This is a genomic window from Brachybacterium sp. EE-P12 (genome assembly GCF_003711805.1).
Taxonomy (GTDB): domain Bacteria; phylum Actinomycetota; class Actinomycetes; order Actinomycetales; family Dermabacteraceae; genus Brachybacterium.
In genome coordinates this window covers 18,566-42,126 of record NZ_QXCP01000001.1, presented here as the reverse complement: position 1 = coordinate 42,126, position 23,561 = coordinate 18,566, and the positions used below count along the sequence as shown (strand labels likewise).

Annotated in this window: 24 protein-coding genes and 1 pseudogene; 12 read left to right on the top strand and 13 right to left on the bottom strand. The window is 72.5% G+C overall.

Annotation, left to right across the window (positions count from 1 at the left end; genetic code table 11):
- Positions 1-183: 183 nt before the first annotated feature.
- The 3 genes and pseudogenes from D1648_RS00220 to D1648_RS00205 form a co-directional block, all read left to right on the top strand.
- Positions 184-546, top strand: a pseudogene (locus D1648_RS00220) (L-lactate permease); the annotation flags it as partial.
- On the top strand, positions 513-1,064 hold the full coding sequence (locus D1648_RS18345) for an HIT family protein (protein WP_255414272.1): 552 nt from the start codon (positions 513-515) through the stop codon (positions 1,062-1,064). The pseudogene D1648_RS00220 and the gene D1648_RS18345, both read left to right, overlap by 34 nt.
- A gap of 604 nt (positions 1,065-1,668) precedes the next feature.
- A complete protein-coding gene (locus D1648_RS00205; RefSeq protein WP_241155288.1) occupies positions 1,669-3,105 on the top strand; it encodes an alpha-amylase family protein in 1,437 nt (478 codons plus the stop codon).
- 87 nt (positions 3,106-3,192) lie between these two features.
- On the opposite strand, the gene D1648_RS00200 is transcribed toward D1648_RS00205, so the two are convergent.
- Positions 3,193-3,450, bottom strand: coding sequence for a hypothetical protein (locus D1648_RS00200; protein ID WP_316249084.1), 258 nt, complete (start codon positions 3,448-3,450; stop codon positions 3,193-3,195).
- Between the two features lie 43 nt (positions 3,451-3,493).
- On the bottom strand, positions 3,494-4,861 hold the full coding sequence (locus D1648_RS00195) for a LarC family nickel insertion protein (protein ID WP_122938800.1): 1,368 nt from the start codon (positions 4,859-4,861) through the stop codon (positions 3,494-3,496).
- A 29-nt stretch (positions 4,862-4,890) separates the two neighbouring features.
- On the opposite strand from D1648_RS00195, the gene D1648_RS00190 reads away from it, so the two are divergent.
- A complete protein-coding gene (locus D1648_RS00190; protein ID WP_122938799.1) occupies positions 4,891-6,669 on the top strand; it encodes a bifunctional chorismate-binding protein/class IV aminotransferase in 1,779 nt (592 codons plus the stop codon).
- Here the strand turns inward: D1648_RS00190 and D1648_RS00185 are convergent.
- The 5 genes from D1648_RS00185 to D1648_RS00165 form a co-directional block, all read right to left on the bottom strand.
- Complete coding sequence (locus D1648_RS00185) at positions 6,659-7,321, bottom strand: carbonic anhydrase (protein WP_122938798.1); 663 nt, start codon at positions 7,319-7,321, stop codon at positions 6,659-6,661. The two genes, D1648_RS00190 and D1648_RS00185, sit on opposite strands and share 11 nt — an antisense overlap.
- Before the next feature lie 119 nt (positions 7,322-7,440).
- Entirely contained in the window at positions 7,441-8,406 is a 966-nt protein-coding gene (locus D1648_RS00180) for a ribokinase (protein ID WP_122938797.1), read from the bottom strand.
- 16 nt (positions 8,407-8,422) lie between these two features.
- Positions 8,423-8,662: a TraR/DksA family transcriptional regulator gene (locus tag D1648_RS00175; protein ID WP_370239728.1), complete on the bottom strand. Its 240-nt coding sequence runs from the start codon at positions 8,660-8,662 to the stop codon at positions 8,423-8,425.
- Between the two features lie 102 nt (positions 8,663-8,764).
- Positions 8,765-9,187, bottom strand: a complete 423-nt coding sequence (locus D1648_RS00170; protein WP_122938795.1) for a VOC family protein — start codon at positions 9,185-9,187, stop codon at positions 8,765-8,767.
- Positions 9,188-9,291: 104 nt separating this feature from the next.
- A complete protein-coding gene (locus D1648_RS00165; protein WP_122938794.1) occupies positions 9,292-9,939 on the bottom strand; it encodes an isochorismatase family protein in 648 nt (215 codons plus the stop codon).
- A gap of 102 nt (positions 9,940-10,041) precedes the next feature.
- On the opposite strand from D1648_RS00165, the gene D1648_RS00160 reads away from it, so the two are divergent.
- On the top strand, positions 10,042-11,016 hold the full coding sequence (locus D1648_RS00160; RefSeq protein ID WP_122938793.1) for a GlxA family transcriptional regulator: 975 nt from the start codon (positions 10,042-10,044) through the stop codon (positions 11,014-11,016).
- Between the two features lie 22 nt (positions 11,017-11,038).
- Here D1648_RS00160 and D1648_RS00155 read toward each other — a convergent pair whose 3' ends face one another.
- Positions 11,039-11,791 (bottom strand): sulfite exporter TauE/SafE family protein, encoded by a 753-nt coding sequence (locus D1648_RS00155; RefSeq protein WP_164518518.1) that lies wholly within the window; start codon positions 11,789-11,791, stop codon positions 11,039-11,041.
- Positions 11,792-12,005: 214 nt separating this feature from the next.
- Between D1648_RS00155 and D1648_RS00150 the strand changes: the two genes are divergently transcribed.
- Genes D1648_RS00150 through D1648_RS00140 form a run of 3 tightly spaced genes read left to right on the top strand, consistent with a single transcriptional unit; the run spans position 12,006 to position 16,422 of the window.
- Positions 12,006-13,307, top strand: a complete 1,302-nt coding sequence (locus tag D1648_RS00150; protein WP_122938791.1) for an MFS transporter — start codon at positions 12,006-12,008, stop codon at positions 13,305-13,307.
- A 2-nt stretch (positions 13,308-13,309) separates the two neighbouring features.
- Entirely contained in the window at positions 13,310-15,733 is a 2,424-nt protein-coding gene (locus tag D1648_RS00145) for a beta-glucosidase (RefSeq protein ID WP_122938790.1), read from the top strand.
- Positions 15,734-15,774: 41 nt separating this feature from the next.
- On the top strand, positions 15,775-16,422 hold the full coding sequence (locus D1648_RS00140; protein ID WP_122938789.1) for a TetR/AcrR family transcriptional regulator: 648 nt from the start codon (positions 15,775-15,777) through the stop codon (positions 16,420-16,422).
- Here D1648_RS00140 and D1648_RS00135 read toward each other — a convergent pair.
- Positions 16,414-16,767 carry a hypothetical protein gene (locus D1648_RS00135; RefSeq protein WP_122938788.1) on the bottom strand — a complete coding sequence of 118 codons (354 nt, stop codon included), beginning with the start codon at positions 16,765-16,767 and terminating at the stop codon, positions 16,414-16,416. The genes D1648_RS00140 and D1648_RS00135 overlap by 9 nt on opposite strands.
- Before the next feature lie 55 nt (positions 16,768-16,822).
- Positions 16,823-17,887 (bottom strand): LLM class flavin-dependent oxidoreductase, encoded by a 1,065-nt coding sequence (locus D1648_RS00130; RefSeq protein WP_122938960.1) that lies wholly within the window; start codon positions 17,885-17,887, stop codon positions 16,823-16,825.
- Positions 17,888-17,979: 92 nt separating this feature from the next.
- On the opposite strand from D1648_RS00130, the gene D1648_RS00125 reads away from it, so the two are divergent.
- The 4 genes from D1648_RS00125 (at position 17,980) to D1648_RS00110 (ending at position 21,531) form a co-directional block, all read left to right on the top strand.
- Positions 17,980-18,564, top strand: a complete 585-nt coding sequence (locus D1648_RS00125) for an ABATE domain-containing protein (RefSeq protein ID WP_122938787.1) — start codon at positions 17,980-17,982, stop codon at positions 18,562-18,564.
- A gap of 96 nt (positions 18,565-18,660) precedes the next feature.
- Positions 18,661-19,440, top strand: a complete 780-nt coding sequence (locus tag D1648_RS00120) for a thioredoxin domain-containing protein (protein ID WP_122938786.1) — start codon at positions 18,661-18,663, stop codon at positions 19,438-19,440.
- Position 19,441: 1 nt separating this feature from the next.
- Positions 19,442-20,320, top strand: coding sequence for a cytochrome c biogenesis CcdA family protein (locus D1648_RS00115; RefSeq protein WP_122938785.1), 879 nt, complete (start codon positions 19,442-19,444; stop codon positions 20,318-20,320).
- Positions 20,317-21,531 carry a PQQ-binding-like beta-propeller repeat protein gene (locus D1648_RS00110; protein ID WP_122938784.1) on the top strand — a complete coding sequence of 405 codons (1,215 nt, stop codon included), beginning with the start codon at positions 20,317-20,319 and terminating at the stop codon, positions 21,529-21,531. Before D1648_RS00115 ends, D1648_RS00110 begins: the two co-directional genes overlap by 4 nt.
- A 27-nt stretch (positions 21,532-21,558) precedes the next feature.
- Here the strand turns inward: D1648_RS00110 and D1648_RS00105 are convergent, their stop codons facing one another.
- The 3 genes from D1648_RS00105 to D1648_RS00095 are packed head-to-tail and all read right to left on the bottom strand — an operon-like array spanning position 21,559 to position 23,536.
- Entirely contained in the window at positions 21,559-22,569 is a 1,011-nt protein-coding gene (locus D1648_RS00105) for a M56 family metallopeptidase (RefSeq protein WP_122938783.1), read from the bottom strand.
- Positions 22,566-22,979, bottom strand: coding sequence for a BlaI/MecI/CopY family transcriptional regulator (locus tag D1648_RS00100; RefSeq protein WP_241155287.1), 414 nt, complete (start codon positions 22,977-22,979; stop codon positions 22,566-22,568). The genes D1648_RS00105 and D1648_RS00100 overlap by 4 nt, the downstream gene beginning before the upstream one ends.
- A complete protein-coding gene (locus tag D1648_RS00095; protein WP_122938782.1) occupies positions 22,976-23,536 on the bottom strand; it encodes a hypothetical protein in 561 nt (186 codons plus the stop codon). Before D1648_RS00095 ends, D1648_RS00100 begins: the two co-directional genes overlap by 4 nt.
- Positions 23,537-23,561: the final 25 nt, after the last annotated feature.

Sequence of the window (23,561 nt, the reverse complement as noted above, 5' to 3'; positions counted from 1 at the left end):
CATGCCTGGTCGGCGATTCACACCCTGCCGGGTGCCGAGCGTTCGAGGGTCTGTCCCCGTAGGGTGAGGAGCAGCGTCACGACGGCACCGATCCCGATCAGCATCGGTCAGGCCGCACCCGCCGTCAATAGTGCGCTGAATGTGGTGAGGGGCAGTATGAGAAGGAGAAGTGCGGCAACGGCCACCTCCTCGATGGGATCCGCGCTCGCAGCGACCGGGGCATTGTTCCCGCTCATCGCACCGGTCATCGGGTGGATCGGCGTCTTCCTCACCGGCTCGGTCGTCAACAACAACACTCTCTTCGCTCCCTTGCAGGTCGCCACGGCCGAGGGCATCGGCTCCGATCCCGCGCTGTTCGTCGGAGCCAACACGGCCGGTGGGAACGCCGCGAAGGTGATCTCCCCGCAGTCCATCGCCATAGCGGCCGGGGCCGTCGGCCTCTCGGGGCGCGAGAGCGACATCCTGAGAGCGTCGATCCTGTACAGCCTCGGGATCTTGGCAGTGATCTGCGTGTGGAACCTCGTGCTCTCCCTGGTCCTGACCTGAGGCACCCGCACCTGGTCCGGTCGATCTGCAGGGGATCCCACGAGAGCCGACACCAGGGAGCCGAGGTCGCCCCTCGGGGCGGCGCTCAGCCGCCCGGGAGGCGGCGTCGCGGGCGATCTTCACCGCGATGCGCTGGCCGCGCACCTCGACCATCGCCCGGAAGGGGGGGAGGGCGCTGTCGAACCGGAGAAGCGGAGAGCTTACTCTCCCCGGCGCACACGCTCGCGGTGCCGAATGAGCACGCCGTCAGCATCCACGATGCCTCCGCCGAGGCTCTGCAGGCAGTGTTGCTGCTCGCCCAGGAGGCCGCTCGGGCCACGGAGACGTCTCTCGGTGCGCGGGGCGTGAACGCCCTCAACGCCAGTGGTCCCGGCTCGGATCAGTCCGCGCCGCACCTCCACCTGCACGTCATCCCGCGATGGCAGGGCGACGGCCTCGACACGTGGCCCTCGACGGTGTCGAACCGGCAGATCGACGACGACTGGTTCGACGAGGTCCGGGCGTGTCTGGTGCCGTGACCGCAGGAACGCGCATCGTGCCGGGGCACGGCCGATCCGCCCTCGGCGGTTCCACGAGGATCGGCGCTCGTCGCCGGCAGCTCACTCCACGCGGTTCCTCGCTGCGCCTCGAGCAGCGCTTCAGCGCCTGGGACCTGCGACCGGCCGACGACGGCTTCCTGTTGGGGATCCTCGCCATGACAGCTCCGCCGCGACGAGGGCTGGCGAGGAGCGGAGCCGCAACGCCTGAGGGCCTGTGGGGATCTCTCAAAATGTGGGTGAAGTCTGTCCAAAATCGGGGTCATATCGGTGGTGGAGGGTCCCGATCCATGAGTGAGCGGGTGAGCCCGCGAAAATGAGGCGACGGCGCAGCGCTAGGGCGCCTCGTCGAGTCCGGGATGTCCGATGAGTGCGCTCTCACGTCGGGGGCGCTCCGTGATGCACGTCTCGACTTCCCGCGAGCCGGTGGGCTACGATCCTCGGTCGAGACTGCAAGAAATGTGCAAGAACTTGCAGTCCTCCTCGGGCGCCGCTGCCCGAGGAGAGCCCGGGAATCCGGGCTCGCAGTGACGAACAGGAGTACGCGATGCTGCATACGACGACGACAGCCCGCTCACCGAGGAGCATGATGCGCCGCACGGCCGCCGCGCTCGGCGCGACGATCATGCTCTCGGCATGCGCATGGAGCGACGCCGGCCTCCCGGCGAGTGCCGACGAGACGACGGAAGACGCTCGCGGCAGCGATGTAATCCTCAACATGTTCCAGTGGTCCTGGACCTCGGTCGCCGAGGAGTGCGGCAGCACCATCGGCCCCGCAGGGTTCGGCTACGTGCAGGTCTCCCCTCCGCAGGAGGAGATCCAGGGCACGGAGTGGTGGACCTCTTATCAGCCTGTCAGCTACCGGATCGAAGGGAAGATGGGAACCCGCGAAGAGTTCGCGGAGATGGTCCAGAAGTGCGATGAGGCGGGGGTCGGTGTCATCGCGGATGCCGTCATCAACCACACCACCGGCGCCGACCAGGGCGCCGGCACCGGCACCGCAGGATCCTCCTACGCCCTGGACGACTTCCCGGGCATCTACGGACCTGAGCACTTCAACGACTGCCGCGAGGACATATCCGACTACACCGACCGCGACAACGTGCAGAACTGCCGTCTCTCCTCGCTGCAAGACCTTGCAACGGGATCGGAGGAGGTCCAGGACACACTGGCCGCCTACATGAACGATCTCCTCGACATGGGGGTCGAGGGCTTCCGCATCGACGCCGCGAAGCACATGCCGGCTGAGGACCTCGCCGCCATCAAGTCGAAGCTCTCCGACCCGGACGTGTACTGGGTGCAGGAGGTCATCGGCGCCGCCGGTGAGCCGATCCAGCCCTCGGAGTACACCGGCACCGGAGACGTCCACGAGTTCGACTACGGTCGGCAGCTGAAGTCCGCCTTCGGCGGATCGATCGCCGGGCTGGACTCGATCGCCGAGGGCAAGCTCGATTCCGAGGATGCCGGCGTGTTCGTCGACAACCACGACACCGAGCGCAACGGCGAGACGCTGAACTACAAGGACGGCGACACCTACACCCTGGCCAATGACTTCATGCTGGCCTACGACTACGGCCGCCCCAGTGTCTACACGGGCTACACCTTCGAGGACACCGACGCGGGCGCACCTGGGTCCACCGCCACCGAGGTGGGGGATGCCTCCTGCGGCGCCGAGGAGTGGACCTGCACGCAGCGGCTGCCGGAGATCCAGGGCATGGTCTCCTTCCACAACGCAGTCGCGGGTACCGAGGTCACCGACTGGTGGGACGACGGCGACAACAACATCGCCTTCGGGCGCGGGGAGAAGGGCTTCGCCGCGCTGAACAACACCGAGGGCGAGGTGACGAACACCTACCGCAGCTCGTTGCCGGCCGGCACCTACTGCAACATGGCCGCCGGAACCGATTGCACCGAGACGGTGACCGTTGCCGAGGGCGGCTCGTTCGAGGCGGTCGTACCCGCGAAGGGCGCGGTCGCGATCGACGTCGAGCACATGGCGGGTCCCGCGACAGCGGCGCGGTGATGCATCGGCCGCGTCACGGGAGGCTCGTCCCGTGACGCGGCGACGCGTCCGCGCACTGAAAGGACGCGCAGGAATTTGCGGGAGTGCTCAGTGGTCGGTGCGGCCGCCGCCGGAGCCCTGATCCATCTCCGCATACTCCGAGGCCTGCTCCTCGGCGCTGAGCACGAGCATCTCTCCGGTGGAGGTGGCGTGGCTGCCGGTGTCCTGCTGCCAGGTGACCGTGGTGGGCAGGAAGACGGTGTCCTCCAGCGCCTCGACCGCATGGCGGGAGTGGGTGAGCGCCTCGGGCGCGCCGGCCTGGAGCACCACCGGATCCTGCCCCGTGACCCGCAGGCTCCCGCGCATCACCTGGACCGATGCGGCGGGCGGGGAATTGTGCTCCGGCAGCTCAGCTGCCCGCGAGCCCTGCGGCGGCCTCCCGGGCGAGGTCGAGCATCGTCCGCTCGCTGATGCCGAGGGCCCACGCCGCAGCGGCGACGTCGCGGAACTCGGGCTCGCGGCGCACCACGGCGCCGTCCTGATCGCGGGCGATCTTCACGGCGATGCGATGACCGCGCACCTCGACCTCGGTGAACTCGCGGGTGCGGATGACCCGCTCGACGCGGTGCCTCCGCACGCCGAGGGTGCCGGTGCGGTCCATGAGCAGGGTCGCCGCCGCGTCCTCCGACCCCTCCCGGACCAGGGCGTGGACCGTGACGGCGGGGCGGCCGTGCTTCATCGAGATCGGCACGAGCCAGGCGTCCAGAGCCCCGGTCTCCAGCAGCTCCTCGATGACGCGCGGCCACAGCCGCGGATCGAGATCGTCGACGTTCGCCTCGAGCTGGAGGGCGGCGGTGGGGGTGGCGTGAGCGTCCGGCGGCAGCCCGTCCCCGTGCGGGCGGCCCACCAGCACCCGCACCACGTTGGGGCGGCCCGGGGTGTCCTTGGTGCCGGCGCCGACGCCGAGCGCCTCGGTGGTCATCATCGGCTGCGGCCCGGCCGACGCCGCGAGGCCCCGCAGGAGGGCGACGCCGGTGGGGGTCGCGAGCTCGCCGATGCCCGGAGCGACACCGGCGGGGACGCTCCTGCCGCCGTGCTCGTGCGGGCCGCCCCGGGCGTGGGCGGGCAGCGCCGCGTCGGCGTCGGCGTCGGCGTGATGATGGTCGTGGGAGTGCCCGTGGCCGCGCGGGGGGAGGATCTCGCCGGCGACCGTCGGCCAGCCGAGCGCGAGGCGCGCGACCGCGGGGACCGGCACCGGGATGTCGCCGTGCGCGGCGCGGATCCGGCCGGAGCCCACGGCGAGCACGCTGCCGGTGCCCTCGGCGATGCCGAGCTGCCGCCACGCCTCGCAGGCCCCGATCACGTCGGCCAGCGAGTCCAGCGCCCCCACCTCGTGGAAGTGGACCTCGTCGGCCGGGACCCCGTGCGTCGCGCCCTCCGCCTCGGCGAGGCGCCCGAAGACCGCGAGCGCCAGGTCGAGGGTGCGGCCGGGGACGTCATCGCGGCCGCGTGCCTCCTCGAGCAGGGCCCGGATCGAGGACCAGGTGCGGTGCGGCGGATCCTCCACCAGCACCTCCACGTCGACCTTCACGGCCCGCTGCCCGCCGCGGTCCACGCGCGAGGACACCAGGCGCACCGAGCCCGGGATGAGGGCATCCAGCACCCGCTGGATCTCGTCGAGGTCCGCGCCGGCGTCCACGAGCGCTGCGAGCAGCATGTCGCCGGCGATCCCGGCGGTCGCGTCGATGTAGGCGTGGCGAGAGGCGGCGAGATCCATAGTCGGAGCGTATCGGGCATCATGGCGCGGTGAGCACCCGCCCCGACCCCGCCCCCGCGCCGCGGGCCCGGCTCGACGACCTCGTCGCGGGCACGACGCTGCAGTTCGGCCGCTTCGCGCGCGAGCTCCGGGCGGAGCGTCCCGAGCAGGTGCTCCCCGTGCTCGCCGAGGCGGAGCAGGCCGTCGCCGCCGGGTCCTGGGCGGTGCTGATGCTCGCCTACGAGGCCGCTGCCGGACTCGACCCGCATGCGCACGTGCGCCCCGGTCAGGAGGGGCTGCCGCTGGTGTGGTGCGGGATCGCGGACGCCCCGGACCCGGGCCCCGCCCCGCTCACCCCCGCCGGCGGCTACGCCCTCGAGCCCTGGCGCCCGGACTGGTCCCGCGCCGAGCACGCCGAGCGCATCGCCGCGGTGCGGGAGGCGATCGCCGAGGGCGAGACCTACCAGACGAACCTCACCACCCGCCTGCGCTCCCGCCTCGCCGGCGACCCCTACGGGCTCTACGGCGACCTCGCCCACCGCCAGCGCGGCGCCCACCACGCCTATCTCGACCTGGGCCGGCACGTCGTCGTCTCGGCGAGCCCGGAGAGCTTCCTGACCTGGGACGGCGAGGAGATCACGACCGCGCCGATGAAGGGCACCGCCGTGCGCACGGGCGATCCCGCCCGGGACGAGGCGGCACGCGCGGGGGTGGCGACGGGGGAGAAGGACCGCGCCGAGAACATCATGATCGTGGACCTGCTGCGCAACGACCTGGCCCGGATCAGCGAGCCCGGCAGCGTCGAGGTCACCGAGCTGCTGGGCATCGAGGAGTACCCGAGCGTGCTCCAGCTGGTCTCCCGCCTCCGCTCCCGTCCCCGGCCGGGCACCGGCCTCGTCGACGTGCTCGGCGCGATGTTCCCCTGCGGCTCGATCACCGGCGCCCCGAAGCTGTCCACGATGGAGCTGATCACCCGCCTCGAGGACTCCCCGCGCGGCGTGTACTGCGGCGCGATCGGCGTGATCGCCCCCGGTGCCGCGGGAGAGCGACCCCGGGCGAGCCTCTCCGTCGCGATCCGCACCGTCGTCGTGGACCGCACCGACGGCTCCGCCGTCTACGGCGCGGGCGGCGGCGTGACCTGGCAGTCCACCGCCGACGGGGAGTACGACGAGCTGCTCGCCAAGGCCGCCGTGCTGCCGACGGGGCAGCGGGAGCCCTTCGCCCTGCTGGAGACCTTCGCGGTCGCGGACGGCCGCGCCCGGCACCTCGAGCATCATCTGCGCCGCCTGCGAGGCTCGGCCGAGCACTTCCGGATCAGGATCGACGAGACGGCGCTCGCCGCGGCGCTCGCGCAGATCGCCGGGCTCGAGGGCGAGCAGCTGATGCGGCTGAGACTGCGCCGCGACGGCGGCTGCGCGCTCGAGCCGAGGCCGCTCCGCCACGCCCCGGAGCCGGTGCGCCTGGCCCTGGACACCCGCCTCACCGTCGTCCCCGCCCAGCTCAGCGCCCACAAGACCACCGTGCGCGAGCACTTCGACGCGGCGCGTGCCCGCCACCCGGAAGTCGATGACGTGATCCTGCGCGGCGCCCACGGCCGGCTCGTCGAGACCACGATCGCGACGCTTGCCGTGCGGCTGGCGGGGATCTGGTGCACCCCGCCGCTGGCCGACGGATGCCTCGACGGGATGGGCCGTCGGCTCGCGCTCGAGGCCGGGGAGCTCGTGGAACGCCCGCTCGAGGTCGAGGACCTGGCCCGGGCGGAGGAGCTCGCGGTGATCAGCTCCGCCCGGGGCTGGCGGCGTGCGGCGCTGGAGCCGCTCAGCGGGTGATGTCGAGCTGCCCCACCCAGGAGATCGGGGCGACGCGCCCCTCCTCGAGCTGGTACTGGCAGCCCACGATCCCGAGCTCGCCCGCGGCGACCGCGTCGGAGATGACGGTGGACTGGCGCATGAGCGCGTTGACGGTCTCGGCGAGATGGCGCCGCCCCACGGCGTCGGGCTCGATGACGTCCGTGTCGACGTAGGGGCTGACCTGCTGGGTCGCGAACCACTCCTGCTGCACGGCGGGTCGGATCTCCTCGAGCTCCTTGCGGATCGCGGGGGTGACCTCGCTCGGGTGCGCGGTGGTCTGGTCGATCGCGGCCTTCACCGCGCCGCACGAGCCGTGGGCGAGCACCACGATCACCGCGACGCCGAGCTCCGCGACCGCGAACTCCATGGTCGCGACCGTGTTCTCGTTCGCGATCTGGCCGATGTTGCGCACCACGAAGAGGTCGCCCAGGCCGCAGTCGAAGAGGATCTCCGCCGCGACGCGCGAGTCCGAGCAGCCCAGGAACGCGGCGTTCGGCGCCTGGCTGCCGCGGAGCTCGCTGCGTCGGGCCGCGTTCTGCTGCGGATGACGCAGATCCCCTGCCATGAAGCGCTCGTTCCCTTCGGCGAGGGCATCCCAGGCCTGTTGGACGGTGACGCGGGGAGAGGTCATGGGGGAGATCCTTCGTGTGAGGTCCGCCGAGCGGGTCCGCCCGGCGCAGGGGCGCGGCCTCGCGGGGACACGCCCCGACGCAGGATACTCCCGCCCCGGGGCGGGCCCGATGGGCGCCCTCAGGCCTCGTCGAGCTCCGGCAGGAGGTCCTGCGCCGACGGGTAGCTCGGCTGGGCGCCCTCGCCGGTCGCCGCGAAGGCGCCGACGCGCGAGGCGAGTCGGGCCGCGGAGGGCAGGTCGTCGCCGCGGGCGAGGCCGAGGGCGAGCGCGCCGATGAACGCATCCCCGGCGCCGGTGGTGTCCACGGCGTCGACCGGGGCGGGCGGGATGCGGTGGAGCCCGTCGGCGTCGGCGACGAGCGCGCCCTCCGCGCCGAGGGTGAGCACGGCGGCCGGGACGCCCGCGTCCGTGAGCGCGCGGAGCACCGCCTCCGGGGTCTCGGGCGGGGTGAGATCGGGGGTGAGCTGGGCGAGGACGAGCGCGGCCTCGTGCTGGTTCACGACCAGCGGGTCCGAGGCGCGCAGCACCGCGGGGTCCAGCTCCATGACCGGCGCGGGGTTGTGGAGGAACCGTCCCGTGACCAGGGCGGGCAGCGCCTCGATGCCCTCTCGCGGGATCTCTCCCTGGCACACCACGATGCGCGCCGCCGCGATCGCGTCGCCCGCCGCGCGCACCCGCTGCGCGCCCATCGCGCCGTTCGCGCCCGCGATGACGACGATCGAGTTCTCGCCGTCCTGCGCGACGGTGACGATCGCGAGGCCCGTCGGCCCCTCGACCTCGGCCAGATGCGCGAGGTCCACCCCGGCCTCGCGCAGCGCGGACAGCGCCACCTCGGCCTGGGCGTCGGTGCCGACGGCGCCCACCAACGCGACCTGGCCGCCCAGGCGCGCGGCGGCCACGGCCTGGTTCGCGCCCTTGCCGCCGGGCAGCATCCGCCCGCCGCTGCCGTGCAGCGTCTCCCCGGGCCGGGGGTGGCGCCGCACCTGGGCGAGGAGGTCGACGTTCACGGAGCCGACGACGACGATCGAGCCGTCGGACGAGGACGTTCCCGCGGGAACGCCGGAGGGGGCGGCCTGGTGGGTCATGGCAGGAAGCCTACGGTCAGGCGGCGTGGTCCACGCAGGTCCTCGCCGTCGGCCGTACCTCCAGCCGCGCGAGCGGGATCCGTCGCCCGCACACCTCGCAGACGCCGTAGGTCCCCTCCTCGAGCCTCAGCTCCGCGGCGTCGAGATCCTCGAGGCGCCGCTCGGCGCCCGCGAGCAGCGCCTCCGTGCGCGAGCGGTCCACGGCAGTGGTCTGGCCCTCGGGGTCGTGCTCGTCGTCGGTCGAGGTCAGCGCCATGCCCTCGACGATCGCGGCATGGTCGCGGCGCAGCGCGGCGATCCGCTCCCGGGTGCGGGAACGTTCCGCCGCGAGCAGCTCACGGAGATCGTCGGGGACGGCTCAGCCCTCCGCCCCGGAGATGTTCACCTGCCACACGATGCCGAAGCGGTCGGTGAAGGAGCCGTACACATCGCCCCACATCTGCTTCTCGAGCGGCATCGTGATCTCGCCGCCCACCGAGAGCTTCTCGTAGGCGCTGCGCAGCACCGCCTCGTCATCGCCCATGAGGGAGAGGGTGACGTTGGTGCCCGGGACGTACGGGGCCATCCCCTCGATCACGTCCGAGACGTACAGGCGGATCAGGTCGGTGACCTCGAGCGAGCCATGCATGATCCTGTCGGAGGCGGGATGCCCCTCCGGGACCGCCTGGAACTCGCCGAAGGTGGCGAACCGGGGCGTGGCCCCGAGGGCCTCGCCGTAGAACTCGAACGCCTCGCGGGCGTTCCCGTCGAAATTGAGGTAGGGGTGCAGTGCTGCGGGCATGGCGGACGTCCTCCTCGGCGTCGGCGCCGGCCGGTGCCGGGCGCTCAGGGCCGAGCGTAGGCCCGGGGGCCGACAGCCGCCAGGGGGAAGGGCAGATCCCGGGGTCAGAGCGTCCGCTCGGCGAGGGCCCGCTGAGCACCCTGGACTGCGGACGTGCCGAGATCGCTCTTCGGCAGCGATGTCGAGGCCCGGACCGCGTCGGCCCACGCGTCGGTGGTGGCGACTGCGGCGAGGTTCGAGTTCAGGACCGTCATGATCGTCCTGTGGACTGTCTCGGCGGGGGCGAAGCCCGCGTCGTTGGCGATGTCGATGGCACCGGTGGCGTCGGAGAGCACCTCGGTGGCCAGCTCGAGGCCCTCGCCCTCCACGGCGGAGGCGAGGATGCAGTTGTTGGTCATGTAGCCGACCAGCGTGACCGTATCGATCTCCTGCTCACGCAGCCAGGTGGCGATGTCGGTGTGCGCGTAGATCGAGCCGAACCGCTTGACGACGGACTTCCACTCGTCAGTGCGGCGACTCTCGATCTCGGGGTGGTCGGCGTAGCCGGGCAGGGTCGGGTTGAAGACGGGGGCCTCGTCACCCATGGTGTGCTGCACCGCGATGACCGGGACGCCCGCCTGCGTCGCCGTGTCGATGGCCTGCGTGATCCGGGCCAGAGAGTCGGCGTGCGGCGGGTACTGGATCTCGAGCGGACCGTCGAAATAGTCCCTCTGCACGTCGACGAGGACGAGGGCGCGGCGGGGGCTGGTCATGAGGGATCTCCTTGAGCGGTCCGGGTCGCCGCCGAGCGGCGGCGTCTGTCGATCCTCGTCGGGATCCCCCGCCCCTCCCAGTGGCAGAGATGCCGATATACGATGGAATCCTGCCAGGTGGAGGAGGGCGCGGTGCGCATCGGGATCTTCGCCGTGGAGGGGAGCACGATGTTCCACCTCGCGGTGCCGCAGATGGTCTTCGACGAGGTCGCCCGGCAGGGACTCGCGCCGTGGGAGACCTTCCTCTTCGCGGAGCGAGCCGGGGCGGTCACGACGTCGGAGGGGTACTGCGTCGACGGGGTCGCGGGCTGGGAGGCCGCGGCGGAGGCGGAGATGATCGTGGTGCCCACCTGGCATGCGGACGGTCGTCGCGCCGATGAGGAGATGGCGACGCGCCTGGCCGACGCGCACCGCCGCGGCGCCGTGGTCGTGGGCCTGTGCCTCGGGGCGATCCCGGTGGTCGACGCCGGGCTGCTGGAGGGGCGTGCCGCCGTGACCCACTGGCAGGCCTTCGAGGACCTGAGATCGCGGCACCCGGGGCTCGAGCTCGACGAGACCGTGCTCTACATCGACCACGGGGACGTGCTCACCTCGGCGGGCACCGCCTCCGGTCTCGACGCCTGCCTGCACCTGGTGCGGTCCCGGCTCGGTGCCGCAGCCGCCACGGCGGTCGCCCGCTCGCTGGTGATCGCCCCGCACCGCGAGGGCGGGCAGGCCCAGTACATCGAGCACCCGGTGCCCGAGCAGGATGAGCACGACCAGCTCTCCCGGGCCTTGGCGTGGGCGCTCGAGCACCTGCACGAGCCGCTCCCGGCGGCCCGGCTCGCCCGTGCGGCGCACATGAGTCCGCGCACCTTCGCGCGGGCCTTCCCCGCGGCGATGGGCACCACCGCCGCGGTCTGGGTGGCGGCCCGTCGCGTCGACACCGCACGGCGGCTGCTGGAGACCACCGATCGATCCGTCGAGCAGATCGCCGGCGACGTCGGATGGGGCAGCGCCGTCACGATGCGCCAGGCCTTCGCGCGCTCCCTCGGCATCACGCCGACGCAGTACCGCCGACAGTTCCGGGACCGCTGAGGTGCCCCGCCGGTCCCGCGCCTCAGAGGACGAGGCTCTGGATCAGGGTGAACGCGGCGAGGACCAGGACCAGGAGGGCGAAGGCCCGCTGCAGCGGCTCCCCGGGGACCTTCGTCGCGAACCGTGCGGCGAGGAAGGCGGCGAGCACGGTCGCGATCGCGAAGGTCGCCGTGAGCCCCCAGTCCAGCTGCGCCGTGCCCCAGTGCGAGACCAGGCCGGCGGCGGCGTTGATCACCGTCACCGCGAGCGAGGTGCCGACAGCTCGCTTGAAGGGGAGATGCAGAGCGAGCATCAGCAGCGGGATGACGATGAATCCGCCGCCGAGTCCCAGCAGTCCCGTGAGGAAGCCGGCGAGGAGGCCCACGCCGAGGCCGCGCAGGATCCTCGCCCCGGTCCCCGGCTGCGGAGCGGGCTGGTCGCTCGGACGGCTGCGGCGCAGCATCCGGACCCCGGCGAGGATCATGAGCAGGGCGAAGGCCGTCAGGGTGAGCCGTTCGGGCAGATGCGCTCCCGCGACCGTCCCGCCGTAGGCCCCGAGGATCCCTGCCGCACCGACGGCGGCGACGCTGCGCCAGTCCACGTCCGTGCGGAGCCGGGGCAGCAGCGCCGAGATCGGGGAGAGGACGCCGACGGCCAGCATCATCGGCACTGCGTCCGCCATCGGGATGCCGAGCGCGTAGACCAGCAGGGGGAGCGCGATGATCGCGCCCCCGGCGCCGAGCAGGCCGGTCAGGGAACCCACCAGGACGCCGATCACGAGGGCACCGATGAGCATGGGGTCTCCTTCGACAGGACGGCACGGACCCCTGGGATCATGCCAGACCGAGCGACCGGTCGGCAATGGTGAGACGATGTGCCTGAGAGCCGTCCCTGGTGAGCGCGATGTTACTGCAGGAGGGTTGACAGTCGACTCGTGCCTCTCTAGTGTTCTCGATTGCCCGACCGAGCAGTCGGTTGGTTCCTGGAGGCGCTCAGTGTGGAGGTAGCTCATGTCCGCGTATTCACCGGGTTCGCCGGTCGCCGCTCAGGGCGGGTCCGCCGATCGCGGACCTCTGATCCCGCCGCCCAGCGAGAAGGCTCCCGCCCGCGTCGTGGTCACGATGATCCTCGCCCGCTTCGGCGTCATGGCCGCACTGGCCACGCCCCTCAGCGCGGGCCTCACCCTGAAGCTGCAGGAGCTCGTCGCTGCGCAGGACGTCGTCGCGACGCTCGGCATCATCACCTCGCTCGGCGCCTTCAGCTCGCTCTTCTTCGACCCCATCTTCGGACGTCTCAGCGACCGCACCACCAGCCGGTTCGGGCGCCGCCGGCCCTGGATGATCATCGGTGCGGTCGGTCTGCTGCTGGCGCTGGGCCTGATCGGGGCGGCACCGAACGTCGTGGTCGTCGGCATCGGCTGGGTGCTGGCGCAGATGATCGGGAACGCCGCGATCGGGGCGCACACCGCCACCCTCGCGGACCAGCTGACCCCGCTCCAGCGCGGCAAGGTCAGCGGCGCCACCGGCGTCGCGCAGCAGGCCGCCTTCCTGGGGGCCGCCTACGCCGCTCAGCTGCTGAACTCGCACATGCTGCTGCTGTTCCTGGTGCCTGGAATCCTGGGGCTCCTGCTCATCGCCCTGTACGCCGCCGTGCTCCCGGACGAGCGGCTGCCTCGCAAGCCCGAGGGACGACTCGGGCTCCTGATGCTGCTGACCACGTTCTGGGTGAACCCGCTGAAGAACCCGGACTTCGGGCTCGCCTGGTGGTCGCGGTTCCTGCTGGTGCTGGCGAACTTCATGTTCGTCACCTACCGCCTGCTGTGGATCCAGCACGAGTTCGGTCTCACGCCGGCCCGGGCCACGGAGGTCATGGCCACGGGCGTCCTCGCCTACACGATCGCGCTGATCGTCTCGGGGCAGGTCGCCGGCTGGCTCTCCGACGTGGTGAAGCGGCGCAAGCCCTTCATCATCGGCTCGGCGATCCTCTTCGCCCTCGGCATCTATCTGCTGACCCATACCTCGGACCCGAGCGGGTTCTACGCGGCCGAAGTCGTCCTGGGCATCGGTTTCGGCACCTACGTGGCCGTCGATCTGGCGCTGGTCGTGGACATCCTGCCCGACCCCGACGAGGCCGCGAAGGACCTCGGCGTCTTCAACATCGCGATGGCCGGCCCTCAGGTGCTCGCCCCGGGCGTCGCCGCCCTCGTCATCAGCAACGGGGGCGCGGGAGGATACGACACGATGCTCATCCTCGCCGCGGTGATCGCGCTCGTCGGAGCGTTCCTCATCCTGCCGATCAAGAAGGTGAAGTGACCATGATCCGTTCCGCCGACACTGCCGGCTCCGCCGGCCGGACCGCCGCCGTGCGCTCCCTGAGCCTCGAGCAGAAGGTCCGCCTGCTCTCCGGTGCCGCCCAGTTCGCCCTCGCCGGCGAACCCTCGATCGGCCTCGAGCCGATCGTCCTCTCCGACGGCCCGACCGGCGTGCGCGGCGAAGTGGTCGTCGGCGGGCGGCAGAGCTGCCTGCTGCCGAACGCTAGCCTGCTCGCCCAGACCTGGGACGAGGCGGCGCTGACGGAGGTCGGCGACATCCTGGCCGAGGAGGCGATCGACCAGCGCACCCACGTGGTGCTCGGTCCTACGATCAACCTCCACCGCTCCCCGCTCGGCGGCCGGCTCTTCGAGGCGTTCAGCGAGGACCCGCTGCTCACCGCCCGCCTCGCGAGCTCCTACGTCGCGGGGCTGCAGCAGCGCGGCATCGGGGCGAGCCTCAAGCACTTCCTCGGCAACGAGTCGGAGACCGAGCGCACCACCGTCGATGTGCGCATGGACGAGGAGACGATGCGCGAGGTGTACCTCGCACCCTTCGAGATGGTGCTCGCCGACGCGAACCCCTGGACCCTGATGGCCTCCTACAACCTGGTCAACGGGACCTCTGCCACCGAGCACCACGAGCTGCTGCAGACGATCGCGAAGGACCAGTGGGGGTACGACGGCGTCGTCGTCTCGGACTGGTTCGCGGTCTCCCGCACCGTCGAGAGCGTGACCGCCGGCCTCGACCTCGTCATGCCCGGTCCCGACACCCCGTGGTCGCGAGAGCTCGTCGAGAGGGTGCACGACGGGGTCGTCGCCGAGGCCCACCTCGACGACCACCTCGAGCGCCTGCTGCTGCTCGCCGAGCGCACCGGGGCCCTGGGGGCCCCGCGCGCCTGGTCCGAGCAGGTCCCAGCCCCGACCTCCGCACAGCGCCGTGAGCAGCTCACGCGCCTCGCCGCGAGCGGCATGGTGGTGCTCCGCAACGAGGACCAGGTCCTGCCGCTCCCCGTCGACGGCGAGGGCGCCATCGCGCTCATCGGCCGCCACGCCACCGACACGATCGTCCAGGGCGGAGGATCGGCCCGGGTGCGCGAGCCGTACGCGGTCTCGATCGCCGACGGGCTCGCCGAGACCCTCGGCGAGGACCGGCTGCTGGTGGTCGACGGGGTCGAGACCCGGCAGACCCTGCCGGTCGCCCCGCCCGAGCTCGTCTCCCATCCGCTCACGGGCGAGCAGGGGATCCGGGTGCGCGCCCTCGACGCCGACGGCGAGGTGCTCCACGACGGTCGGCTCGAGGTCGCCGAGCTCGAGGACAGCCGCACGGGATGGCTCGAGCACGCGTACACGATCGAGCTCAGCGCCGCGATCCAGGTCCCCGAGCCGAGGGACGTGCAGCTCGGCGTGCGTGGGCCGGGCGAGTGGAGCATCTCCGCGCCCTCGCTCAAGGAGACCGTGACGATCCCCTTCCACGACGGGCCCGGAGGCGGCTTCTTCCGCCCCCGCAGCCACGCCCGGACCGTGCGCGTCAGCCCCGGGGACGTCCTCACCGCGCGCACCACGCGGACCTCTCTGGCCCGCATCCTCGGCCTCGTCGTCTCCCCGGCCCGTCGCGCCTCGGCGAGCGTCCTGACCGAGGCGACGACGGCCGCCGCGCGCGCCGAGCTCGCCGTCGTGGTCGTGGGCCTCACCCCCGACCAGGAGACCGAGGGGCAGGACAAGACCACGCTGCGCCTGCCCGGCGACCAGGACGCGCTGGTCGCCGCGGTCGCCGCGACCGCGAAGCGCACCGTGGTGGTCGTCAACGCCGCCACCCCGGTGCTGATGCCCTGGGAGGACCAGGTCGACGCGATCCTGATCGCGGGGATGCCCGGTCAGGAGGCGGGGCGCGCCGTCGCCGCGGCACTGACGGGAGAGGTCCTCCCCGAGGGGCGGCTCGTGACCACCTATCCGCGTCACGACGGCCAGGGGCCGGCCTGGTCCACCACGCCGAGCGACGGCGTGCTCACCTATGCGGAGGGCCGTCACGTGGGGTACAGGGGCTGGATCCGAGACGAGGAGCGGCCCGCACACTGGTTCGGCGAGGGGCTCGGGTACGCCCGCTGGTCCTGGAGAGACCCGCGGGTGACCGGTCGTGATGAGCTGAGCCGCCCGCAGTCGGTCGAGGTGACGGTCGAGAACACCGGTGCCCACTCCGGCATCGAGACGGTGCAGGTCTATGTCGAGCCCGCCGATCCGCAGCTGCCCACACGCCTGGTCGGCTGGGCCCGGGTCGAGGTCGCGCCCGGCGAGACGGTCACGGCGGAGGTCATGTGCGAGCCGCGGATGCTGCGCAGCTGGAACCGCGACGAGCAGGCATGGGACCCGCTGGTGGAGGGCAGGGTCCTCGTCGGCCGCCACAGCGGTGACCTGCGCCCCGTCCTGTAGCCTTCCCCCCGTCCGAGCAGCCCCGGAAGAGAGGTGCGACCGTGTCGTTCCCTGCGCACTACGAGCGCCCGCCCGAGCATCCCCGAGGGCGCCGTGACGGCGAGGGCACGAGGGAGCGCCTGCTGGAGGTCGCGGCCGCGCACATCTCGGCGGCCGGCTTCCACAAGATGTCCATCGCGAGCGTCGCCAAGGACGCCGGGGTCTCCCAGTCGGGGCTGCTCCACCACTTCCGCTCGAAGGCGGCGCTGCTCTCAGCCGTCCTCGAGCAGCGCGAGAGCGAGGACAACCTCTTCCTCTTCGGAGACGGGGAGGTGCCGCTGGGCTGGGACGCCTTCGACGCGCTGGTCTCGCTCAGCGCACGCAACTCCACCCGGCCGGAGATGGTGCAGCTGTTCGTGCGCATCGCGGCGGAGGCGACCGACCCGGCCCATCCGGCGCACGACTGGCTGGCCCGCCACTACAGCGGGCTGCGTGCCTGGCTCTCCGACGCGATCGACCGCGGCATCGCTGAGGGCACGATGAAGGAGGAGCTCCCGAAGGCGGCCACGATCTCGACCGCCATCGCGGTGCTCGACGGCCTCCAGCAGCAGTGGGTGCTCGATTCCGAGGCCGTCGCGATGACCGGAGGGGTGCGCGCCTACGTGCGCGGGCTCAAGATGCTCTGGGGAATCGGGCCCGAGTCATCCTGACAGGTGATGGGTCCGGGTGGCGTCCCACGGCCTCTCCCACCCGGTCTCCTGGAGGATCCAGTGCAGCACGTTCCCGGTGAATCCCCAGATCACCCCGCCGTCGGTGAGGAAGCCGGGTCCCGTGAACCCCTCCCCGTCGCAGACCGTCACCCGGCGCTCGGGATCCACGAGACGACGACGGCGGACCCAGCCGACCGCGTCGGACTCGAGGTCGCGGGCCGCTGCGGGCCGGTGCTCGCGGGCCTCGTGCGGCGACCAGGCGAGCACCGGGGTCACGACGTTCCCGCTGACCCGGACGTGCAGGGCCGGGAGCGTCCCGAGCACGAGCTGCCGCGGGAGGATCATCCCCGTCTCCTCTCGGCACTCCCGCAGCGCCGTGGCGGGATCGGGCACGACGACCTCAGAGGCGGGGGAGCCCGTAGTGATCGGCGATCAGCTCCAGGGTGCGGGACTGGACCTCGCGGGAGTGGCCCATCGTCACCAGCATGATCTCGTCGACCCCCGTGGCGTCGTGCAGCTGATCCAGATGCTCGGCGACCTGTTCGCCGGTGCCGTTGACGAAGCGCCGGAGGTACATGTCCAGGATCTGCTGCTCCTGCACGGTGGGGGAGTACGCCATGGACTCCTCGGGGGTGAGCAGCCTGTAGGACTTCCGAGTGAGCATGCGCAGCATCGCCATGGCGGCGGTGTGCGCCTGGCGGCGCGCCTCGGAGGCGTCGTCATGGGCCACCACGCCGATGCTGACCAGAGTGTGCGGCTCCGAAAGCGTCTCCGAGGGGCGGAAGCTGTCGCGGTACAGGTTCAGGGCGGTGACGATGTCCGCGTCCCCGAACTGCAGCGCGAAGGCGTAGGGGCGGCCGAGCTGGCCGGCGAGCTGCGCGGAGAAGGGGGAGGAGCCGAGGATCCATGCCTCCGGCGTGCCCGGGCGCGCCACCTGGTTCTCCTCGGCCTGCCACGGCCCGGGGACGGCGTGCACGCCGCGGTACGGATGGCCGTCGGGGAAGTCGTCCTCCAGGAAGGCCAGGAGCTCGAGCACCTGCTCCGGGAAGGTGTCGTTCGCCTCGCGTCCGCGGCGGAGGGCGGCGGCCGTCGCGTGATCCGTGCCGGGGGCGCGACCCAGACCCAGGTCGATGCGGCCGGGGGCGAGGGTCTCGAGCATCCCGAACTGCTCGGCGATCAGCAGGGGCACGTGGTTGGGGAGCATCACCCCGCCGGCACCGAGACGGATCCGCTCCGTCTCGCCGGTGAGGCGGGCCAGCATCATCTGGGGCGAGGAGGTCGCCGCGGCGGGCATGGCGTGATGCTCGGACATCCAGAACCGGTGGTAGCCCCGCCGCTCCGCGAGCTGGGCGAGGGCGATGATCTCGGCGAAGGTCTCCTGCGCTGTCTGCCCCACGCCGGTATGGGCGTTGTCCAGGACGGAGAGGGCGAAGGGGGCGCTGCCGGACGGAGCGACGGGGTGCACGATCAACTCGATTCTCACGGTAAAGATGTCATGTATACATGAGCAACCGTAGCAGTCACCTCATGCGAGGGCGTCGGTGCTACCGTGAGAAAATGTCGATGATCCCCCTGCCCCCGGCGCCCGGTGCTGACGAGCACGTCAGCCTCGCCCTGCTCAATACGCGCGTCACGCTGCCCGGAGGGCGGGTCGTGGATGAGCTGGACAGCCCCGAGGCGGCGACCCTCTGGCTGGTCGAGCAGGATCTGGCGCCCGCGGGGGCTGCGCTGCTGGAGTACTGCCAGGGCCGGCTCGCGGAGCTCCGCGGGACGCTGCGCGCCCTCTTCTCCGCCCAGGTCGAGGGGCTCGCGCCGGACCCCGAGGTGCTCGACGGCGTCAACCGCGCCCTCACCCGGGTGCCGAGCGCGCTGCTGCTTCGGCACGACGGGGACCGAGGGCTCCACCGGGTGCCGGCCCATCCGGTGACGAAGCTCGTCGAGCACGCCATGGCTCAGATCGCCGAGGATGCCGCCGCGCTGCTGACGGGCGAGAGTGCCGACGCCGTCGCGCGCTGCGCCGCGCCGCCGTGCGACCGGTTCCTGCTGCGCACCCACGCCCGGCGCCACTGGTGCTCCACGCGCTGCGGCGACCGGGTGCGCGCCTCCCGGGCGTATGCGCGCAGGCGGCGCGAGGCCCTGTGATGGGCGGCATGGATCACCCCCGCCATTACTATCGTCCATAGTAACTATGTGGGATAGTGGCGACCGTCCGCTCCCCTCGACCTGACCGGAGGCACCATGGCTCGCGCCCACCGACCCGAGACGACGTCATCCGCGACGGGTGGTGTCCTGCGCCGCTGGGCTGTCCCGCTCGGGATCGTGATCGCCGCCGCCGCCCTGATCATCGGGGTGCTCTGGACGCAGCAGCGCCCGTCGGAGCCCCCCGCGCAGGGCGGCGCGTCCAGCTCCTCGAGCGCCGAGGCGCCGGCGGCGGTCGAGAACCCGGAGTCGGTCGCCGCTCCCGACCTCAGCTCGGAGGAGGGCAGGGATCCCGACGATCTGCTCGCCGAGGGGCCGGCCACCGCCCCGGTCGTGCTGGTGGTGTTCTCGGACTACCAGTGCCCGTACTGCGCGAAATGGTCCGACGAGACCCTTCCCGAGCTGCGGGAGTACGTCGACCGCGGGGAGCTGCGGGTCGAGTACCGGGATGTGAACATCTACGGCGAGGACTCCGAGCGCGCCGCCCGCGCGAGCCTCGCGGCGGCGATGCAGGGGAAGCACGCCGAATACCACGCACGGCTCTTCGCGGACGGCGAGATCCGCTCCTCCGGCGAGCTCGACCAGGAGTCCCTGGTCGCGCTCGCCGAGGAGCTCGGGCTGGACGCCGAGCAGTTCGAGGCCGACATGGACTCCGAGGAGGTCGAGGCCACGATCTCCGAGAACGCCCAGCAGGGGATCGATCTCGGCGCGATGTCCACCCCGGCCTTCATCGTCGGCGGCACCCCGACCGTCGGGGCGCAGCCCACCGAGGTGTTCACCCAGCTGGTGGACGAGGCCCTGGCCGAGAGCGAGGGCTGAGATGGAGGTCGGACTCCTCACCGCCTTCCTCGGCGGTGCGCTCGCTCTGCTCAGCCCCTGCGGGGCGCTCCTGCTGCCGGGCTTCTTCGCCTCCACCGTGACCTCGAGGGCGGCGCTGCTCCCGCATGCGCTGGTGTTCTACCTCGGCCTCGCGGTGACGCTGGTCCCCCTCGGCATCGGCGCGGGCGCGCTCGGCGCGCTCGTGGTCGGGCATCGCACCCTGCTGATCGGGCTCACCTCCGCGGTGCTGGTGCTGCTCGGAGCGCTGCACGCCCTGGGGCTCGGCTTCGACCTCAGCAGGCTGCTCCCGGGCTTCGACCGGCTCCAGCAGCGCTCCACGCGCGGCTCCGGGTTCGCCCGCACCTTCGTGCTCGGGGCGGTCGGAGGCATCGCCGGGTTCTGCGCCGGGCCCATCCTCGGCGCCGTGCTCACCCTGGCCATGGGGCAGGGGAGCATGCTCCTGGCCGGGATCCTGCTGGCCGTCTACGGCGCCGGCATGGTGGTGCCGCTGACCGTGCTCGCGGCGGTCTGGAACCGGCTCGGGGACCGGGGACGCAGCAGGCTGCGCGGGCGCCAGTTCACTCTGCTGGGACGGCGCCTGCACACCACGACCTTCATCACCGGTCTCGTGATCATCGCGCTCGGCATCCTGTTCTGGGCCACCAACGGGCTGGTGACCCTGCCGTCGCTCGTCCCCACCAGCACCCTCGCCCGCTGGCAGGCGAGCAGCGCCGGGCTCAACGACCCCGTCGTGCAGGTCGCCGCGATCCTCGTCCTGGGCCTTCTGGCCCTCCTGCTGTGGTGGAGGCGGGACCGTCGTCGTCGGCGGGAGGAGGAGCCCTCCGCCCCGATCACCCTCGCCCCGGGACGGCGGCCATGAGGCGCCGCGCGGTCCTGGCGGGCCTGCCCCTGGGGGTGCTCGGCCTCGCCGCGTGCGGCCCGGAGCAGGACGGGGCCGATGCATCGCCGTCCGTGCCCCCGGTCGAGCAGATCGAGCCCGTCCAGGTGGGCGAACGTGCCGAGGTGGTGGCGTACACCGAGCTGCGGCTCCCGCTCGAGATGACGCCGATGGTCGTCGTCGATCCCGGGTGGATTGCCGTCCCGCGCCAGCTGGACGGCATCTTCCTCGGCTATCGGGAGGAGGGGACCCATCTGCGGTTCCTCGCCGTCGACCAGGACGGCACCGTGCTGTGGCGGGCGGACCGTCCGCTCGGCTGCACCGGATTCGTGCTCACCCGGGGGGCGGAGGATGCGCCGGTGGCCGTGCTCGCGGACCTCGCCGAGGCCGCCGCGGAGGAGCCGCCCGCCACGACCCTGACGGGCTACGACCTGCGCACCGCCGAGCTGCTGTGGGGGCCGATCGAGGCGCCTGGTCCGCAGGCCGCACCGGGCCTGGTCCACGCGGCCGCGGCCGCTGAGCCGGAGGGCGAGGGCGGCCCCCGCACGGCGCTGTCCGGCGCCACCGGGGAGCCGCTGCTGCGGGAGGAGGATCTCGCCGGCGGCCGGATCCTCGGCGAGCATCTGGGCACGGTGGTGCATCTCGCGGGCGACGAGCTGCGGGCCAGCGGCGCCGACGGCGAGGAGCTCTGGAGCATCCCGCTGCCCGCCGGCATCGAACCCGCCCGGGCGCAGCTGCTCGGCACCATCGACCCGACCACCTCCTTCGCCGTGGTCGCGGGCGAGGACTCCCGCGGCGCGGTGGTCGATCTCGCCGACGGCCGGGTGATCGCCCGCGACGCGAGCGCCGTCGCCCGCGACCACGTCCTCGAGACCACGGTCGTGGTCTCCGGCACCACCGTGCGCGGGCTCGAGGACGACGGCACCGAGAAGTGGACGCACGAGGACTCCGAGCCGCTGCAGCTGCTCTGCGCCGGGGAGCGGCTGGCCTACGCCGTCCGCCCCGAGGAGGGCACGCTCGTGGTGCTGGACACGAACCGCGGGATCATGGTCCAGCCCTACGACGTGGACCAGGAGGGGCCGCTGGCCGTGCCTCAGCTGTTCTCCGCGGACACCGCCGCCGCCGTACGGGTCGAGGAGCGCTATCTCCTGGTCACCACCGAGTTCGACGAGGAGTACGGCCAGCGGGGATGACCGGTCGAGCGCCCGGTGACCGGAGGCTCACAGCGGCACGGCGCACCCGTTCAGCAGCAGCACCGCGTACGGCGCGACCAGGACGACCGCGGAGCCGCCCAGCACGGCGAGCAGGCCGGCGAGGGCCGCCGTCGGCATCAGCGCCGAGCGCGCGGCGGCGGGCGAGACCAGGTGCCCGATCCGGTCCGGGCCGCTTCCGGCCGGTCCGGTCGCATGCAGCAGCGCGCCCGGTGCCGCCGAGAGGGACGCCGACGGGGCGGCACCGGCCTCGGCGAGTCGCAGCAGCGCACTGGCCAGGGCCGGCGTGCCGCTGCGATGCCGCGAGGCGTCGTCCGCGGCGATCTCCAGCAGATGCGGCACCGTGGTCGCGACCGCGTCGAACAGCGGGATCATCCGCAGCGGACCCGGCATCGCGCCCAGCACGGCGAGCATCGCGTGATGGTGCTGGGACAGATGCGCCTGCTCGTGGGCGAGGACGGCGGAGAGCTGCTGCGGGGTCAGCGAGTCCATCAGGCCGCGGGAGAGCACGATGCCGCCATGGCGGCGCGGCAGCGCGAACGCGAGCGGGGCCCGGTCCGGGACCAGCAGCACCGGGTGCCCGGCGACGACGGTGCGCAGCCCCGTCGTGCGGACCTGGGCCAGGATCGACCGGCTCGACGCCGCCCGGCGCAGCAGGGCCCGCGCGGCGAGGACCCCCATCAGCACCGTCCCGGCCAGCGGGAGCATGACCAGCACGGCCATCGGCACCGGCAGCTGGACCGGTCCGCCGGCGGAGAAGGGGCTCGCTGCGGCGACGCAGCGCTGGCAGACGTCGGCGGCGGCGCCGGCGAACAGCTGCGGCCCCTGCGCGAGGCCCGCCAGGGCCGCGCTGAGCACCACCGCCGCGACGGACCACACCGCCAGCGTGCCCAGCAGCAGTGCGGAGGCCAGACGCGGCGCGCGCATCAGCACCGGGGTGCTCCAGCGCACCAGCTGGGGGCCGGCCAGCGCGAGGGCGACCAGCGCGAGGGCGAACAGGGCGAAGAGGTCGACGCTCACGATGCTCCCGTCGTGCGGTCAGGGGCGCCGCCGCCGTCCATGTCCTCGAGGTATCGGCGCAGCAGCGCCGTCTCGCGCTCGTCCATGCCTCGCACGAAGTGGAGGATCGAGGCGCTGCGATCATCGCTGCTCGACAGCGCCTGCTCCATCAGCCGGGCCGCGTGCTCGGGGCGCGGATGGCGCGGCCGATAGCGCACGGAACGACCAGCTCGCCTCGCGGTCACCAGGTCCTTGCGCTCGAGGTTCGTGAGCACCGTGGCGATGGTGGTGTAGGCATGATGATCACCCAGGCCGGTGATCAGCTCGCGGATCGTCCGCTCGTCATGGGCCCACAGCTGCTCCATCACCTGCTGCTCCAGCGGCCCCAGGCGCAGCTGCTCGAAGGGGCGGGAGCCCTCGGTGCCGCTCACAGCGCAGTCACCCGGCGGGCCCTGGCCGCGGCGGGCAGCGGGCAGGCGACCTGGCCCCGCAGGCGGGAGATCACCGCGACCAGCGCGAGTGCCAGGGCGAGCGCGGCCAGGAAGGGCTGCGCCGGGGCGAACCAGGTCAGCGCCCCTCCGTACCCGAGGGCGAGCAGCGCGAGCTTGTTGCACACCGGGCAGCCGACGGCGAACCAGGCCAGCACCCCGGCGGCGGTGCCGGTCCGTGCGTCACGGCGCTCGCCGACCTCGACCGGACTGTCCTCCCGTGCGGCCCGATCCTCCGCAGGGGTCACGTAGGTGGCGATGAGCAGGCCCATCAGCGCGGAGCTGAGGATCCACACCGGGTAGTTCCAGGGGACGGTGGGGATGTCGCGGGAGAAGAGCGAGTTCGGGATCAGCACCGTGGCCAGACCCATCACCACGGTGACGGCGGTCCCGGCGACCACGGCGGTCAGCACCTGCCGGGGCCCCCAGGCGCGCAGCGCGGCGGCGGAGAGGCGGAGTGATTCCCCGAGGCGTCGGGGCCATCGAGAGATCTGCGGCATGGCCCCACTATGCCCTATCCATTAC

What these genes read in the sequence shown, in the direction of transcription:
- D1648_RS00170 (WP_122938795.1), bottom strand. Translation starts at nt 9,187, where the DNA reads ATGCCCGCAGCACTGCACCCCTACCTCAATTTCGACGGGAACGCCCGC.
- D1648_RS00180 (WP_122938797.1), bottom strand. Translation starts at nt 8,406, where the DNA reads ATGACCCACCAGGCCGCCCCCTCCGGCGTTCCCGCGGGAACGTCCTCG.
- D1648_RS00165 (WP_122938794.1), bottom strand. Translation starts at nt 9,939, where the DNA reads ATGACCAGCCCCCGCCGCGCCCTCGTCCTCGTCGACGTGCAGAGGGAC.
- D1648_RS00150 (WP_122938791.1), top strand. Translation starts at nt 12,006, where the DNA reads ATGTCCGCGTATTCACCGGGTTCGCCGGTCGCCGCTCAGGGCGGGTCC.
- D1648_RS00145 (WP_122938790.1), top strand. Translation starts at nt 13,310, where the DNA reads ATGATCCGTTCCGCCGACACTGCCGGCTCCGCCGGCCGGACCGCCGCC.
- D1648_RS00195 (WP_122938800.1), bottom strand. Translation starts at nt 4,861, where the DNA reads ATGGATCTCGCCGCCTCTCGCCACGCCTACATCGACGCGACCGCCGGG.
- D1648_RS00185 (WP_122938798.1), bottom strand. Translation starts at nt 7,321, where the DNA reads ATGACCTCTCCCCGCGTCACCGTCCAACAGGCCTGGGATGCCCTCGCC.
- D1648_RS00125 (WP_122938787.1), top strand. Translation starts at nt 17,980, where the DNA reads ATGTCGATGATCCCCCTGCCCCCGGCGCCCGGTGCTGACGAGCACGTC.
- D1648_RS00095 (WP_122938782.1), bottom strand. Translation starts at nt 23,536, where the DNA reads ATGCCGCAGATCTCTCGATGGCCCCGACGCCTCGGGGAATCACTCCGC.
- D1648_RS00175 (WP_370239728.1), bottom strand. Translation starts at nt 8,662, where the DNA reads ATGGCGCTGACCTCGACCGACGACGAGCACGACCCCGAGGGCCAGACC.
- D1648_RS00160 (WP_122938793.1), top strand. Translation starts at nt 10,042, where the DNA reads ATGGAATCCTGCCAGGTGGAGGAGGGCGCGGTGCGCATCGGGATCTTC.
- D1648_RS00200 (WP_316249084.1), bottom strand. Translation starts at nt 3,450, where the DNA reads ATGCGCGGGAGCCTGCGGGTCACGGGGCAGGATCCGGTGGTGCTCCAG.
- D1648_RS00120 (WP_122938786.1), top strand. Translation starts at nt 18,661, where the DNA reads ATGGCTCGCGCCCACCGACCCGAGACGACGTCATCCGCGACGGGTGGT.
- D1648_RS00135 (WP_122938788.1), bottom strand. Translation starts at nt 16,767, where the DNA reads ATGATCCTCCCGCGGCAGCTCGTGCTCGGGACGCTCCCGGCCCTGCAC.
- D1648_RS00205 (WP_241155288.1), top strand. Translation starts at nt 1,669, where the DNA reads ATGATGCGCCGCACGGCCGCCGCGCTCGGCGCGACGATCATGCTCTCG.
- D1648_RS00110 (WP_122938784.1), top strand. Translation starts at nt 20,317, where the DNA reads ATGAGGCGCCGCGCGGTCCTGGCGGGCCTGCCCCTGGGGGTGCTCGGC.
- D1648_RS00115 (WP_122938785.1), top strand. Translation starts at nt 19,442, where the DNA reads ATGGAGGTCGGACTCCTCACCGCCTTCCTCGGCGGTGCGCTCGCTCTG.
- D1648_RS00155 (WP_164518518.1), bottom strand. Translation starts at nt 11,791, where the DNA reads ATGCTCATCGGTGCCCTCGTGATCGGCGTCCTGGTGGGTTCCCTGACC.